This is a genomic window from Blautia liquoris (assembly GCF_015159595.1).
GTDB lineage: Bacteria > Bacillota > Clostridia > Lachnospirales > Lachnospiraceae > Novisyntrophococcus > Novisyntrophococcus liquoris.
Genome location: NZ_CP063304.1, coordinates 2,155,859 through 2,171,396, shown reverse-complemented (window position 1 = coordinate 2,171,396; position 15,538 = coordinate 2,155,859). Strand labels below are relative to the sequence as shown.

The following is a 15,538-nucleotide window of genomic DNA, read 5'->3' as shown; positions in this document are numbered from 1 at the left end:
AAGTATAATGGTGATGTAGGATTACGTGAGCACAAAGTGCGGAGTAATCCGTGTATCATAGGGGTCAAATACCTTTTGACCCCAACATCATAGGATAAGTATAATGGAAAGTGATAAGATTTGCAAGATTTTGGGCATTATATAACGGGAAATAGATTTATGGATATGTTAAACTAATCATAGATATAAAATTTATAACCCAAATTAGGCAGATTAATAAGAAAGGCAGGTATATTATGGAAGTAAGAACAGCTTCGTCACCAAAAGACATGAAACATTATACGACTGAGCGGCTAAGAGAAGAATATCTAATTCAGAACACGTTTATTCCGGATGAAGTGAAACTGGTTTACAGTCATATAGACCGCATCATCGTGGGTTCTGCTACTCCGGCGAAGAAAGAATTAACTTTGACGGCAAAAGAAGAACTCCGCGCGGATTATTTCCTTCAAAGAAGAGAACTGGGTGTCATCAATATCGGAGGTGCAGGACATATCTGCATTGACGGAAAAATTTATGATGTTGCCCACAAAGATGGTATGTATATCGGAATGGGAAGCAAGGATATCACATTTACAAGTGATGATCCCGAAAATCCGGCTAAGTTTTATCTTAACAGTGCACCGGCACATGCCGTATATCCGACAGTGCTGATCAAAAAAGAAGGACAGCCTTCCAAAGATGTTGTGATAATCAAGGACGAGAATAAGGTAGAGATGGGCAGCCTTGAAGAGTCCAATCACAGAACTCTTTGTAAATATATTCTTCCGGGACAGGTTGAAAGCTGTCAGCTGGAGATGGGAATGACATCCCTCGAACCGGGGAGTGTATGGAATTCCATGCCCTGCCATACACATGACAGAAGGATGGAAGTCTACATGTATTTTGAACTTCCAGAAGACGGATTCGTTATGCACTATATGGGAGAACCACAGGAAACAAGACATATCGTGATGAGAAATGAAGAGGCTGTAATCAATCCAAGCTGGTCGATTCACTGCGGCAGCGGTTCAAAGAACTATTCCTTTATCTGGGGAATGGTCGGTGAAAATCAGGATTTTGACGATCAGGATTTTGTTTTGAACAAAGATCTGTTATAATGAATGATACAGGGTCGAAAAGTTATGCTTTTTCATGCTCGCATGAAAAAACATAACCTTGAGACCCGAACAAACATGAGAATGAAGCCCGACAGGGCGGAATTTGAATGTTTGTAGGATTGCGGGAGCGCAAAGCGCAGAGCAATCCGTGGTATCATGGAGGTGCGGGAGGTCGGACCCGAACAAACATGAGAATGAAGCCCGACAGGGCGGAATTTGAATGTTTGTAGGATTGCGGGAGCGCAAAGCGCAGAGCAATCCGTGGTATCATGGAGGTGCGAGGGGTCAGACCCGAACAAAGCGGAGAAGTGAGATCACTGCCAGAAGGCAGTAAAAAGAAAGGAAGGTACACGAAGATGAGTAATATGTTTTCATTAAAGGGAAAAACAGCACTGATAACAGGTGCAATTTATGGAATTGGCTTTGCAATTGCGGAAGCTTATGCAGCACAAGGGGCGAAAATCATATTTAACTGCCTCAATGAGAAAGATCTGGAAAAAGGGTATGCCAATTACAAGGAAAAAGGGATTGACGCAAAAGGTTATATCTGTGATGTGACCAATGAAGAAAAAGTTCAGGAGATGGTTGCTGACATCGAAAAAGAATTTGGCGGAATCGATATTCTGGTCAACAATGCCGGAATGATTAAGCGCATTCCAATGCTTGAGATGAAAGCAGAGGAATTCCGTCAGGTAGTTGATGTTGATCTGAACGGACCATTTATTGTATCCAAGGCAGTAATTCCGGGAATGATCAAACAGAAACATGGCAAGATTATCAACATCTGCTCCATGATGAGCGAACTGGGACGGGAAACTGTTTCTGCATATGCTGCAGCAAAAGGCGGATTGAAGATGCTGACTAAGAACATTGCATCTGAATATGGTGCTTATAATATTCAATGTAATGGTATCGGGCCTGGCTACATTGCCACACCTCAGACAGCTCCTCTCCGTGAGAGACAGCCTGACGGAAGCAGACATCCGTTTGATTCCTTTATCGTAGCTAAAACACCGGCAGAACGCTGGGGCACTGCAGATGATTTGAAAGGGCCGGCAATATTTTTGGCTTCAGAAGCTTCTGACTTTGTAAACGGGCATATTCTTTATGTAGATGGCGGAATTCTGGCTTATATCGGAAAACAGCCTGAGTAATCCTATGATAGGGACGATTGTAAATGCCAGCGCGATATTGGCCGGAAGCGTGATCGGAAGTGTCGTAAAGAAGGGGATCAAAGAGGAATATCAGGATGCTCTTTACACTGCCATGGGTCTTGCAGCAACGGTGCTTGGTATTAATAACGTAGTTAATAATCTGCCCGACAGTAAGTACCCGGTCCTCTTTATCTTAAGCCTTGCCATCGGCGGGCTGATTGGTACGATACTGAATCTGGAAGGCAGATTTCAAAACCTCGTCGGGAAATTCTCAAAGTCTAATCTGGGACAAGGATTGTCTACAGGGATACTCTTGTACTGTATCGGAAGCCTGTCTATCCTGGGACCGATACAAAGTGCACTGAATTCCGATAATACCTATCTCTTTACAAATGCAACACTTGATTTTGTGACCTCAATTGTGTTGTCTTCCACCTACGGGATTGGTATGGCACTGGCTGCAGTTGTCCTGTTTCTCTGGCAGGGAAGCATATATCTGTGTGCCGGAGCCTTATCGCACTTCATCTCCCCGGAACTGATGCGGGAGGTATCAATTGTAGGGGGAGTTTTGATCGGAAGTTCCGGGTTGTCGATCTTAAAGATTAAGGACTGCAGGACACTGAATATGCTCCCGTCACTTCTGGTTCCAATTATTTGGTTTGCAGTCCGGGGATTTCTTTTCCGTTGATTCGCTTTAGGTATTCGCTGGGGGTGGTATTTTTGTACCTCTTAAACACATGGACAAAATAGCTGCTGTCGTTGAATCCACACTGGTAAGCGGCTTCGCTGACTGAGATATCCTCTGTCTCCATCAGAAAACTGGCTCTTTCGATTCGGTAATAGTTCAGGTAATCGATGGGTGTTCGATGGATGACTGCCTTAAAGACACGGCAAAAATACTTGGAGGACATTCCGCAGACATGCGCGAGCATCTCCAGAGTGACTTCATCCTTATAGTGGGCATCGATATATTCAAGCACAGGTTTGAGTGTGCTCATCCTGCCGTGATCCACATAGTCGGATGTGACCGGTTCATAATAAGACTGATCAAAAATAGTTCCATATATTGAAAATAGAGCTCCCATGGTGGCTAACTCCCATCCGGGGGCTTTTTCACGTGCAGAAGAAAACAGCGTATTTGCATAGGTGAAAATTCCCGGATCATGTTCACCGGTATAATATTCCTGCACGAGAAATTGACGCAGTTCGATCTTCCTGATATAGGAACGAGCAGCATGTGTATTCATGAGCAGTGGGGAAGGATCAAAGACAACACATTCATAGACACAGTTTTTTGGTTCACCTCCGTGTATGACGCCGCCTGCGATATGAAAGAGATCCCCTTCAGATGCCAGATACTCCCTGTCATCCAGATACAGATGGAGCTTGCCCCTTAGAATATGTACGAATTCCATCTCCCTGTGCCAGTGAAAAGGCATCCGGTAGCGAGAGTGATTTTCGTCAATAAAATAGTATTCAAGTGGGAATTCATTCGTTCCATGTTGTTTCTTTTCATTGTAATCAAGATAATGCATAATAATTAAATCTCCAATGTGAAAATTATACTACTTTTTGCTATTATATCACAAGAAATTCGTCTCGAACAGAGTTATTATATACGATAGAAAAGTTTAGGAGGTTTAAAAGGATATGGCGAAAAGCAGATTGATTGGGGAATACCCGGTTATCGGTATTCGTCCGACGATTGACGGACGAAGAGGATATCTGAAGGTACGTGAATCTCTGGAAGATCAGACGATGAATATGGCGAAAATGGCTGCTGATCTTTTTGAGAAAAATCTGAGATATTCGAACGGTGAGCCGGTAAAAGTGATTATCGCAGACACGACGATTGGACGTGTGGCGGAGGCAGCCGCCTGTGAAGATAAGTTTAAACACGCAGGCGTTGATATCACTTTGACAGTAACACCTTGCTGGTGCTATGGTGCTGAGACGATGGATATGGATCCGTCGACGATTAAGGCAGTGTGGGGATTCAATGGCACAGAACGTCCCGGGGCGGTATATCTTGCAAGCGTGCTGGCAACCCATGCTCAGAAAGGACTTCCGGCGTTTGGAATCTATGGGCGTGACGTTCAGGCAGCAGATGCCACAGAGATCCCGGAAGATGTCAGAGAAAAACTCCTTCGGTTTGGACGTGCGGCAGTTGCTGCCTCTAGCATGAGAGGAAAATCTTATCTTCAGATTGGATCTGTGACAATGGGGATCGGCGGATCTATCATTGATCCTGATTTTATTGAATCGTATCTTGGAATGCGTGTGGAGTCTGTCGATGAAGTGGAACTAATCCGCAGGATGAGTGAGAATATCTATGATGAAGCGGAATTTCAGAAGGCGCTTGCATGGACAAAGGAACACTGTATCGAGGGATTCGACAAAAATCCAAAAGAGGTGCAAAAGAGCCGCAAAGAGAAGGATCAGGACTGGGAATTCGTTGTGAAGATGATGTGCATCATCAAAGATTTGATGAATGGGAACCAAAACCTGTCTGAGGGCTGTGAGGAAGAGATGGTAGGACATAATGCCATAGCTGCCGGTTTTCAGGGACAGCGTCAGTGGACGGACTTCTATCCGAATGCAGATTTCTCAGAGTCGATGCTGAATTCTTCGTTCGACTGGTGCGGCGCACGTGAGCCCTATATACTGGCAACGGAGAACGATGTGTTAAATGGTCTGGGTATGCTTTTTATGAAGTTGCTGACGAATCGTGCACAGGCATTTGCTGATGTTCGCACATACTGGAGTCCTGAGGCAGTGAAAGAAGCCACGGGTTATACACTTACCGGAAAAGCTGCCGAGGCAGGAGGGTTTATACATTTAATCAATTCCGGTGCTGCATGCCTTGATTTCAACGGTGAATCAAAAGATGAATCCGGTAATCCTGTGATGAAACCGTGGTATGAGGTAAATGAAGCTGATCAGGAAGCGATGCTTAAGGCAACTACATGGAATGCAGCTGATCTGGGATATTTCCGCGGAGGGGGCTATTCATCGAGATTTCTGACAAAGACAGAGATGCCGGTCACTATGATTCGCCTGAATCTTGTAAAAGGACTGGGACCGTGTCTGCAGATTGCGGAAGGGTGGACAGTAGGACTTCCCGATGACGTATCTGATGCTATCTGGAAGAGAACAGACTATACATGGCCGTGTACCTGGTTCGCACCGAGAGTAACCGGGAAGGGAGCGTTCAAGACAGCCTATGATGTGATGAATAACTGGGGAGCAAATCATGGAGCGATCAGTTATGGACATATCGGAGCAGATCTCATCACCCTTTGTTCGATACTTCGCATCCCCGTTGCCATGCATAATGTTTCTGAAGAAAAGATCTTCCGTCCATCCGCATGGAATGCCTTTGGCATGGATAAAGAGGGACAGGATTATCGTGCATGTAAAAACTACGGGCCGCTGTATAAATAAAAATAAGAAGACCAGCCGGGTTGGCTGGTCTTCTTGGAGAAGGTATTTCTTCTTATGGGGTGTAGCAAAAACTATATAATGTATTGGGGGTACTTTATTTATACCTCATTTAGCGGAAAAAGTGTCAACAAAGATTTATAAATTTAAAAAACGGATTTGTGCATTTTGAAATTGGAGTAAATTCGTTTAGTAATAAAGTCGAAAATTGGCGTTTTTCGCGATTCTTCTATGCACGGAATGTATAATGATGTAGAAAAGCTGATTAAAAGAAAGGATTAGAAAATATGGATTTCAGTTATATGGAACTCAGAGAACAGATTTGTGATGTATGCCATAAAGTATGGCAAAAAGGCTGGGTGGCAGCAAATGACGGAAATGTCACTGCAAAACTCGAGGATGGAACGTTTCTGGCAACACCAACGGGCATAAGCAAAAGTTTTGTTACTCCGGACAAACTTCTGCACATTGATAAAGAGGGAAATATCCTTGAAGGGGCACAGGGACTGCGTCCCTCTTCCGAGATTAAGATGCATTTTAGATGCTATCAGGAAAGAGAGGATGTAGGAGCAGTTCTGCATGCACATCCCCCAGTGGCAACGGGCTATGCTGTGGCCAATCAACCACTGGATGACTATTCTATGATTGAGACAGTTCTGACGCTTGGATCTGTTCCTGTGACTCCCTATGGAACCCCTTCGACCTATGAAGTTCCCGAGGCAATCGCTCCATATCTTGGGGAACACGATGCACTCCTTCTTCAAAACCATGGTGCTCTGAGCGTCGGAGCTGATGTATATACAGCATATTACAGGATGGAGACACTGGAGCTCTTCGCACAGATTAGTCTGAATGCACATCTGCTTGGAGGGGCTCAGGAAATATCGAAAGAGAATATAGACCGTCTGATCTCTATGAGAGAGCAATACAAAATCACCGGAAAACATCCGGGATATAAGAAGTACTCAGGAAAATAAAAACTGTGATATCAGCACGGCGCAGCGATCCGGTGGTTCAACTGTTTCGATATTGATTTGGAGAAACACCAAATTTATTTTTAAAAATCCGGTAGAAATAACTGAAATTGTTGTATCCCACATGCAGACTGATGTCTGTGATGGAGAGGGATGTCTCGGACAGAAGATATGCAGCCTGTTTTAAGCGTTTTTCTTGTAACAGTTCTTTATAGTTTTTTTTGGTCTGCTTTTTGATCATTCGGCTCATCCAACTGAGATCATATCCCAGTTTTTCAGAAAGTGCAGAAAGACTCCCATCCCTGTAATTTTCTTCGATGTACTGAAATACTGAGAACATCAACCCCTGCTCCAGATGATCTCTGCCAAGCTCTATCTTGTCAATATGGTTGGTTAGATGGAGAAAAAGCAGTCCCATTGTTGTCTGATTGACACTACGTTTATTTGGGAGTCCATACTGCAGCGTCCAGATCAGATTTTCTACGAGATTTTGAATAGGCAGAATGTCGGCGACCTTAAAATGAAGGTAGCTGATGTTCTGATTTCCTTTTTTCAGGCAATCAATCAGAAATGTTCTAAGCATACTGTCTTCAGATCCAAGCATCATGAGCGGAGTGTCGAAGAATTCCGGCAGGATGATGAAATTGACGGCAACATCATCATACCCGGCCGGATATATTTCCTGGATGGCATTTTGGTTGAGAAAGAGCAATTCTCCGGCCCTCAGGTTGATCCTAACATCGTTGATGATATGTACTGTGTGACCAGAACACATGTAGATCACTTCTACATAGTTATGATTATGCTTTGGAAAATGCACAAATCGTGTGTGAGGACGTATCTGAATCAGTTTTCCGTGTTCCAGAAGTTTTTTGCTGTCAATTGTCATGGAATTCTCCAGATTATAAAGTGTAGGATCGATGGTGTGTTTGCCATCTAAGATTGCCTGTTCTTCATCGGTAATTTGTTTTAAATGATCTAAAAGTTTCTGATCCATGCGTTCCCCTTTCTCATGTTTTGCGGGTCCTAAATTCATGATTTTTCATGCGGGCATGAAATGCGTGACCTTTTGACCCTATGATACTATTATTGTAATTCATCGTCATATAAAAAACAAGCAAATCAGGTCATATAGGATGACAAAAGATGTTCTTTCTTTTTTGCTTGTCATTAACTATAATAAGCTTTGACAGGAGGGATTTTATGGCACGTTATTATTTAGCTATTGATATAGGTGCTTCCAGTGGACGCCACATTCTGGGTCATATGGAACAGGAAAAGATGGTAATCGAGGAAGTTCATCGATTTGAGAATGGACTGACAGATAAAGATGGAACTCTCTGCTGGGATTTCAATCATCTGTTTGAAGAAATCCTTGCAGGAATGCGCAAATGCAAGGAGCAGGGAAAGATACCGGTGAGTGTCGGCATAGATACCTGGGGTGTGGACTTTGTACTGCTCGATAAAAATAATCAGATTCTGGGAAATACCGTGGGTTACAGAGATCACCGCACCGATGGAATGGATGAAGAAGTCTATAAGATTATCTCAGAGAAAGTACTATATAGACGGACGGGAATTCAAAAGCAGATCTATAACACAATTTATCAGCTGATGGCGATCAAGAGACAACAGCCTGAAGATCTGAAACATGCATGCAGAATGCTGCTTGTACCGGACTTTCTTCACAGTCTGCTGTGTGGGGTGTATGCAACGGAATATACGGAGGCTACCACCACTGGGCTGGTCAGCCCTGAGACGAAGGACTGGGACTATGAATTGATCAAAAGTCTGGGTTATCCAGGAAAAATTTTCCAAAATATTGTAAAGCCAGGAACGGATCTCGGAGACCTGAGCGATGAAATCAGGGAGCAAGTCGGATATCCGTGTAAAGTCGTTCTTCCGGCCACACATGATACGGGATCTGCAGTTCTGGCAGTGCCTTCGAACGACGAGGGGGTTCTTTATATCAGTTCGGGAACATGGTCACTGATGGGTGTGGAGAGAGACGAAGCAGACTGCTCCGAAAAAAGCCGCCGCCATAATTTTACAAATGAAGGTGGTTATAATTATCGTTTCCGGTATCTGAAGAATATCATGGGACTTTGGATGATTCAGTCCGTGATGAAGGAATTTGAAAAAAAATACAGCTATGCAAAGATCTGTGAGGCAGCATCACATGAAGACATAAAGTCTCTGGTAGACTGCAATGATAACTGTTTCCTCTCACCGCAGAGCATGACAAAAGAAGTAAAAGAGTATTGCCGTAAGACCGGTCAGCAGGTTCCGGAAACCGATTCCCAGATTGCCTGCGTCATCTATAACAGCCTGGCGGTCTGCTACAAGGATACAGTGAAGGAACTTGAAGAGTCTACGAACTTAAAGTTTTCCCGGATCCATGTGATGGGAGGCGGGTCCAATGCCGAATATTTAAACGAACTGACTGCAAAATACACGGGACTGCCCGTATATGCCGGTCCGTCGGAAGCAACAGCGACAGGAAATTTACTCGCACAGATGATGCAGGGAAAAGAATTTGACAGTATCAGTGAGGCCAGAAACTGCGTGCACAAATCATTTCCAATTAAAATTTATCAACCGTAATTACATAAAGATCAGGAGGATGCAAAATGACAGTAAAAGAAAACTATCAGGCGGCAAAAGAGCAGTACAAGGCGATTGGCGTGGATACCGATCAGGCGATTCGGACTTTGAAAAACATCAGAGTCTCTATGCACTGCTGGCAAGGTGATGATGTGATGGGATTCGATCAGGACGGACCTTTAAGCGGCGGAATTCAGACAACCGGGAATTATCCGGGAAGAGCAAGAACACCCGAAGAACTTATGGCTGATATTGATCAGACATTAAAACTCGTACCGGGCAGTAAGAAACTAAATCTTCATGCCAGCTATGCAATCTTTGACGAAGGTGAATTCTGTGACCGCGATGTCATAGAACCGAAACATTTTAAAAAATGGGTAGAGTATGCAAAGGAAAGAAACCTTGGAATTGATTTCAACCCTACTTTTTTTTCACATCCGAAGGCCGAGCAGTTTACATTGACCAGCACGGATGAGGATATCAGACAATTCTGGATCCGTCATGGTCAGGCTTGCATTCGTATTTCCCAGTATTTTGCAGAAGAGACAGGACAGCCCTGCGTGATGAATATCTGGATTCCCGATGGCTTGAAAGACGTGCCGGCGGATCGGATGGGTCCCAGAGCTAGATTTAAAGATTCCTTGGATCAGATTTTATCAATTCCTTATGATACGACTAAAGTATATGTGACATTGGAATCCAAGGTGTTTGGTATTGGAATGGAATCCTACACAGCCGGATCTGCTGAATTTACTATGAATTATGCGGCAAAGAACGGAATTCTTCCGCTGATGGACAACGGACACTATCATCCGACAGAGGTGGTATCCGACAAGATTTCATCTATGCTGCTGTTCCATGACAAGATTGCACTTCATGTGACAAGACCAGTTCGCTGGGATAGTGACCATGTAGTTTTGTTTGACGATGAGACAAAGGAGATTGCAAAAGAAATTGTCAGAAATAATGCCATTGACCGTGTGTTTATCGGCCTTGATTTCTTTGATGCGAGTATCAACCGTATCGCTGCTTGGACAGTTGGCATGAGAAACATGCAGAAAGCTTTGATGTATGCACTCTTAAGTCCGAATGAGCATCTGAAAGGGCTTCAGGATTCAGGAAACATGACGGAACTGATGATGCAGCAGGAAGAGATGAAGACTTATCCGCTGGGGGCAGTCTGGGATTATTACTGCGAGCAGGAAGGCGTTCCGGTTCGAGAAGACTGGTTTAACGAAGTACAAAAATACGAAAAAGATGTTTTGAGCAGACGATAAACATATCCTGTCTGACACATGGACAGGATATCGAAAGGATGAAAGATGAAAGTATTAGATGCAAATTTTGTAAAGAGTTTTATCCGAATGGCCAATGATGGCTGGGAGCAGGGCTGGCATGAGAGAAACGGCGGTAATTTAAGCTACCGTATAAAACCGGATGAAATTGAATCTGTCAAAGAAGAACTCGACGAATCCGGAGAATGGAAAGAGATCGGAACTTCCGTGCCCGGCCTTTTGGGAGAATATTTTATGGTGACCGGAAGCGGGAAATATTTCCGCAACGTCATCCTGGATCCGGAGGATAGCTGCTGCATTATCCGGGTAGATGAGACAGGAGAGAACTATCAGGTACAGTGGGGTTTAATCCATGGAGGGAGACCGACGAGTGAACTTCCGTCACACCTGATGAATCACGAGGTGAAAAAGAGAATTACATCTGGAAAGTACAGGGTGATCTATCATGCACACACCCCTAATGTAATCGCACTTACCTTTGTCCTTCCTCTGAAGGATGAGGTGTTTACCAGAGAACTTTGGGAGATGGCTACGGAATGCCCGGTTGTATTTCCAGACGGTATCGGTGTTGTTCCTTGGATGGTTCCAGGTGGGAGAGATATTGCGGTGGCCACCAGCAAGCTGATGGAAGATTACGACGTTGCAGTGTGGGCACATCATGGAATGTTCTGCTCCGGAGAAGATTTTGATCTCACCTTCGGACTGATGCATACCGTGGAGAAGTCTGCGGAAATATTGGTGAAAACCCTGTCTATGGCCCAGACAAAGAGACAGACAATCACACCACAAAACTTCAGAGATCTCGCAAAAGACTTTAAAGTAAAACTTCCGGAAAAGTTTCTATATGAACAAAAAAGTAAATTTGTTCAAGATTTTTACAAAAAAAGAAAAAACTTGTTGACAAATAACAGGTAGTAGGATAATCTAAAATAAGGTCAAAAATAAAAAAGGAGGTAGGAACGATGAATAACCAGCAATTAGTTTTAAAATCACAGAGATACAAGAAGTTCAATTTTCCTGCCCCATTTATAGATTGAAGACGATCTGACTGGAAATATAGTCAGAATAAAACGATGCTGTAAGATTTGCAGTAGTCTTGGCTTATACGTGACGGCAATATGGTTGTGCAATATTCAACTGGAGATACGTATGGGTTTGAGGATGATACTGTGGATTTTACGGCATTTTTTTGTCTAATATTGATGAATGAGGCTGTAAGCAAAAGGAGGGAGTTTTTAGTGAATAAAAATCCAATCGGAACATACATAAGACAGTACTGGCGTCATTATCTGATCGCCATGCTTGCCCTGTTTGGGGCGATTGCACTGGATCTATGTGCACCTATTGTGACAAAACATATCATCGATGATGTGATTGTGAATGGCAGAACAGAACTATTGATGCGGTATCTACTGGCGTTTTTGGGAATCGGAGCCGGAAAGGCTGTGTTTCAGTATACAAAAGAATATCTTTTTGACGTCAGCAGTGTCGGCATTGCCTCAAAGATGAGAAGAAATCTGTTTACCCATGTACAGAAACTTTCCATGGGATATTTTGACAAGACAAATACCGGCGAGATACTGGCCCGCATGAAAGACGACGTAGACAGGGTATGGGATGCACTGGGATTTGTTGGGATGCTGATTATAGAAGGCGTTGTCAATGTGGTGAGCATCCTGGTATGTATGATTCGCCTGAGTCCTTATCTGACTCTGGTGCCTCTGGCAATTATGCCTTTTGTGGGCTATGTGGCTATCAAGTTGGAGAATAAACTCGGCAAAGTCTACGACGAAATCAGTGAGCAGAACGCAACGCTGAATACAGTGGCACAGGAGAATCTGTCAGGAGTACGCACGGTGAAGGCATTTGCACGGGAGGACTTTGAGATTCAGAAATTTGAGAATCACAACAAACGATTCTATGACTTAAATATGGAACAGGCCCGGACACTGATCAAATATGATCCGAACATCACACTGCTCACAAGAGTCATGTTGGTGTTGGTGCTTTTATGCGGTGGGTTTCTTGTGATTTCCGGCTCTATGACAATCGGTGCACTGGGGGCATTTATGGAGTATGCGAATAACATTCTCTGGCCGATTGAAAACATCGGCTGGCTGAGCAACGCTCTAGCCTCAGCGATTGCATCCAACAGGAAAATCAATAGAATTCTGCAGGAAGTTCCGAAGATTTCGGGGCCGGAGAACCCTGTGACAATTGATAAGATTCAGGGCAGGATCGAATTTCAAAATGTCTGCTTTTCCATGCACGGAGCCGAGATTCTAGCTGACATCAGTTTTGCTCTTGACAAAGGAAAGACTTTGGGAATCATGGGGATGACCGGATCAGGAAAGAGCACCATCGTCAATCTGATCGAACGTTTTTACGATGTAGATGAGGGGAAAATTCTCATAGACGGGGTAGATATCCGCAAGCTGCCACTGGAAACGGTTCGAAAAAGCAGCTCGGTGGTGATGCAGGATGTTTTTTTGTTTTCGGATTCCATTGAGGAAAATGTGAGACTGGGAAGTCGTGGAATTATGGATTTTGAGACTGTACGGGAAGCCGCCAGGGAAGCGGATGCCAGTGAGTTCATCGAGCGAATGACAGATCAGTATGATACTGTCGTGGGAGAACGCGGTGTGGGACTGTCCGGAGGACAAAAGCAGAGACTCAGTATTGCAAGGGCACTGGCGAAACCCTCGCTGCTTCTGATCTTTGATGATTCTACGTCAGCACTCGACATGGAGACAGAATACCAGATTCAGCAGGAACTGTCCGCACAGGAGGGAAGAAGTAAAATTATTATTGCACATCGAATATCAGCCGTAAAGAATGCTGATGAGATCCTTGTGTTAGACCACGGAAGGATTGCCGAGCGAGGGACGCATGAGCAGCTGATGCAGGAAAAAGGGTTCTATTACTCCACCTATGAGGCGCAGTATGGGGATTATCACAAGGCAATTAATTATATAGAGAATCATCAGATTCCACAGAATAAGAAGGGGGCGAAACAGGCAGTATGGCAGTAAATTCATCCATGGAAGACGAGTATCAAAGAGAAGTACTGAAAAAGAATACGTTGTTGCGCTTATTAAAGTATTTGCTGGTTTATAAAAAGCAGATTATCATTGTGCTGGCAGTCATGTTGGTAACAATTGCAGTTTCAATTGTAAACCCGCTGCTGATTGAGAGGGCAATTAATATAGAGATTCCCAATAAAGATGTAAAGGGACTTTTAACTTTGAGCATTCTGGCGATTGTCTTGAATATTCTATGTGTGATTGGAATCAAGATCCGTATGTTTATGATGGCACGTATCTCGAATCACGTGTTGCTGGATATTAGAAATGAGCTCTACGAACATATTCAGACCTTAAGCTTCAGCTTTTTTGACAGCAGGCCGACTGGAAAAATATTGGCCAGAATCATCGGTGATGTAAATTCACTGAAAGATGTACTCTCTGACAGCGTGACAAAATTAATTCCGGACTTTCTCACTGTGATCGCTGTAATTGCGATCATGGTTGTAAAAAACTGGAAATTGGCAATGGCTGCCTTAATTCTTCTGCCGTTCTTGATTGCAGGAATGTGTCTGGTGCAGAACCTATCCCACAGGAGATGGCAGATATTCAGAAAGAAAAATTCGAACATCACGGCATTCATTCACGAAAACTTTCAGGGAATCCGCGTGGTGCAAAGTTTTACGGCGGAGGAGGAGTCACTTGGAGAATTTGACTCCCTGTTAGAACAGCACAGAAAGTCGTTCTGTGATGCGGTGCGTCTGGCGGACGGATACGGTGCACTGATTGAACTGACTTGGGGAATCGGAAGCTTTCTGCTGTATTTTATCGGAATTCGTATCCTCGGAGTGGGAAATGTGGGGGTTGGCACATTCGTCGCGTTTTCTTCGTATCTGTCCATGTTCTGGGGACCGATTCGAAACCTGTCGAATTTTTATAATAAATTGGTGACAAACCTTTCGGCGGCGGAGAGAATTTTCGATATTCTCGATACCGAACCGGAAGTCGCTGACAGGGAACCTGTGAAGAGTCTTCCGCCGATTGAGGGGAGAGTACGCTTTGATCATGTGTCCTTTTCCTATTCCGATGAGCCGGATACAATGGTGTTAAACGATGTGAGTTTCGATATAGCGCCGGGGGAGACGATTGCACTGGTAGGACCTACGGGAGCCGGAAAGACAACAATAGTAAACCTGATCAGCCGATTTTATAATATCACAAAAGGAAGGGTTCTTGTGGACGATATGAGTGTGGAAGATGTATCGATAAACTCGCTGCGAAAACAGATGGGAGTTATGACCCAGGACAACTATCTGTTCTCAGGAACAATTAAAGAGAATATCCGCTATGGGCGGCTGGATGCCACAGATGAAGAGATTGTCGCAGCGGCAAGGGCTGTAAACGCACATGCGTTTATCATGGAGATGGAAGACGGCTATGACACGCAGATCAGTGAACGCGGGGTCAGGCTTTCGATCGGACAACGCCAGCTGCTCGCATTTGCAAGGACGATGGTTTCCGATCCACGAATCCTGATCCTTGATGAGGCGACTTCAAGCATCGATACTCATACGGAGATTTTGGTGCAGCAGGGAATTGAATCACTGCTCGCGGGACGGACATCATTCGTGATCGCACACCGTTTGTCTACGATAAAAAATGCAGACCGAATCTTTGTGATTGATGACGGAAGAATCGTCGAGGCAGGCAATCACGGGGAACTGATGGAGAAGAAAGGCGCTTACTATCAGCTGTACGAGGCACAATTCAAAAACATCGCATGACACAGGGCTTTGGAGGTTCATGATAGAAAGTATTACCTACGTGCCTGAAATCGAAAAGAAATTCTGCCGACGAAAAACGGTGATTCAGTCAGAGGTGTCAGGTTCAAAGATGATGAGCAGTCAAATAGCAAAAAAAACCACACCATAATTAAATCTATGTACT

At 44.1% G+C, this 15,538-nt stretch carries 13 protein-coding genes; 11 read left to right on the top strand and 2 right to left on the bottom strand.

The genetic code is table 11. The features are described 5' to 3' along the window. The first annotated feature begins 236 nt into the window (after positions 1–236). The 3 genes from kduI to INP51_RS09955 all read left to right on the top strand — a co-directional run bounded on the left by kduI (position 237) and on the right by INP51_RS09955 (position 2,942). Positions 237–1,100 (top strand): 5-dehydro-4-deoxy-D-glucuronate isomerase, encoded by an 864-nt coding sequence (gene kduI, locus INP51_RS09965; RefSeq protein WP_193734705.1) that lies wholly within the window; start codon positions 237–239, stop codon positions 1,098–1,100. Between the two features lie 356 nt (positions 1,101–1,456). Next, the gene (locus tag INP51_RS09960) at positions 1,457–2,254 is read left to right on the top strand and encodes a gluconate 5-dehydrogenase (protein WP_193737331.1); all 798 of its coding nucleotides are present in this window, start codon (positions 1,457–1,459) and stop codon (positions 2,252–2,254) included. Next, positions 2,214–2,942 carry a DUF554 domain-containing protein gene (locus INP51_RS09955; protein ID WP_331463440.1) on the top strand — a complete coding sequence of 243 codons (729 nt, stop codon included), beginning with the start codon at positions 2,214–2,216 and terminating at the stop codon, positions 2,940–2,942. The genes INP51_RS09960 and INP51_RS09955 overlap by 41 nt, the downstream gene beginning before the upstream one ends. On the opposite strand, the gene INP51_RS09950 is transcribed toward INP51_RS09955, so the two are convergent. Continuing rightward, on the bottom strand, positions 2,905–3,789 hold the full coding sequence (locus tag INP51_RS09950) for a helix-turn-helix transcriptional regulator (protein WP_193734704.1): 885 nt from the start codon (positions 3,787–3,789) through the stop codon (positions 2,905–2,907). The genes INP51_RS09955 and INP51_RS09950 overlap by 38 nt on opposite strands. Before the next feature lie 115 nt (positions 3,790–3,904). Here INP51_RS09950 and INP51_RS09945 point away from each other — a divergent pair, with 115 nt between their 5' ends. Beyond that, positions 3,905–5,698, top strand: a complete 1,794-nt coding sequence (locus tag INP51_RS09945) for an L-fucose isomerase (RefSeq protein WP_193734703.1) — start codon at positions 3,905–3,907, stop codon at positions 5,696–5,698. Positions 5,699–5,982: 284 nt separating this feature from the next. Beyond that, positions 5,983–6,672, top strand: a complete 690-nt coding sequence (locus INP51_RS09940; protein ID WP_193734702.1) for a class II aldolase/adducin family protein — start codon at positions 5,983–5,985, stop codon at positions 6,670–6,672. Positions 6,673–6,709: 37 nt separating this feature from the next. Here INP51_RS09940 and INP51_RS09935 read toward each other — a convergent pair whose 3' ends face one another. Further along, complete coding sequence (locus INP51_RS09935; RefSeq protein WP_193734701.1) at positions 6,710–7,666, bottom strand: AraC family transcriptional regulator; 957 nt, start codon at positions 7,664–7,666, stop codon at positions 6,710–6,712. A gap of 206 nt (positions 7,667–7,872) precedes the next feature. On the opposite strand from INP51_RS09935, the gene rhaB reads away from it, so the two are divergent. The 6 genes from rhaB to INP51_RS16305 all read left to right on the top strand — a co-directional run bounded on the left by rhaB (position 7,873) and on the right by INP51_RS16305 (position 15,523). Next, positions 7,873–9,273, top strand: a complete 1,401-nt coding sequence (rhaB, locus tag INP51_RS09930; RefSeq protein ID WP_193734700.1) for a rhamnulokinase — start codon at positions 7,873–7,875, stop codon at positions 9,271–9,273. A 26-nt stretch (positions 9,274–9,299) separates the two neighbouring features. After that, complete coding sequence (locus INP51_RS09925; protein WP_193734699.1) at positions 9,300–10,550, top strand: L-rhamnose isomerase; 1,251 nt, start codon at positions 9,300–9,302, stop codon at positions 10,548–10,550. Between the two features lie 45 nt (positions 10,551–10,595). Continuing rightward, complete coding sequence (gene rhaD / locus INP51_RS09920; protein ID WP_193734698.1) at positions 10,596–11,483, top strand: rhamnulose-1-phosphate aldolase; 888 nt, start codon at positions 10,596–10,598, stop codon at positions 11,481–11,483. Between the two features lie 323 nt (positions 11,484–11,806). Further along, positions 11,807–13,600: an ABC transporter ATP-binding protein gene (locus INP51_RS09915; protein ID WP_329602297.1), complete on the top strand. Its 1,794-nt coding sequence runs from the start codon at positions 11,807–11,809 to the stop codon at positions 13,598–13,600. After that, on the top strand, positions 13,591–15,375 hold the full coding sequence (locus INP51_RS09910) for an ABC transporter ATP-binding protein (protein WP_193734697.1): 1,785 nt from the start codon (positions 13,591–13,593) through the stop codon (positions 15,373–15,375). The genes INP51_RS09915 and INP51_RS09910 overlap by 10 nt, the downstream gene beginning before the upstream one ends. A gap of 19 nt (positions 15,376–15,394) precedes the next feature. Further along, positions 15,395–15,523, top strand: a complete 129-nt coding sequence (locus INP51_RS16305) for a hypothetical protein (RefSeq protein WP_268885786.1) — start codon at positions 15,395–15,397, stop codon at positions 15,521–15,523. Positions 15,524–15,538 lie beyond the last annotated feature (15 nt).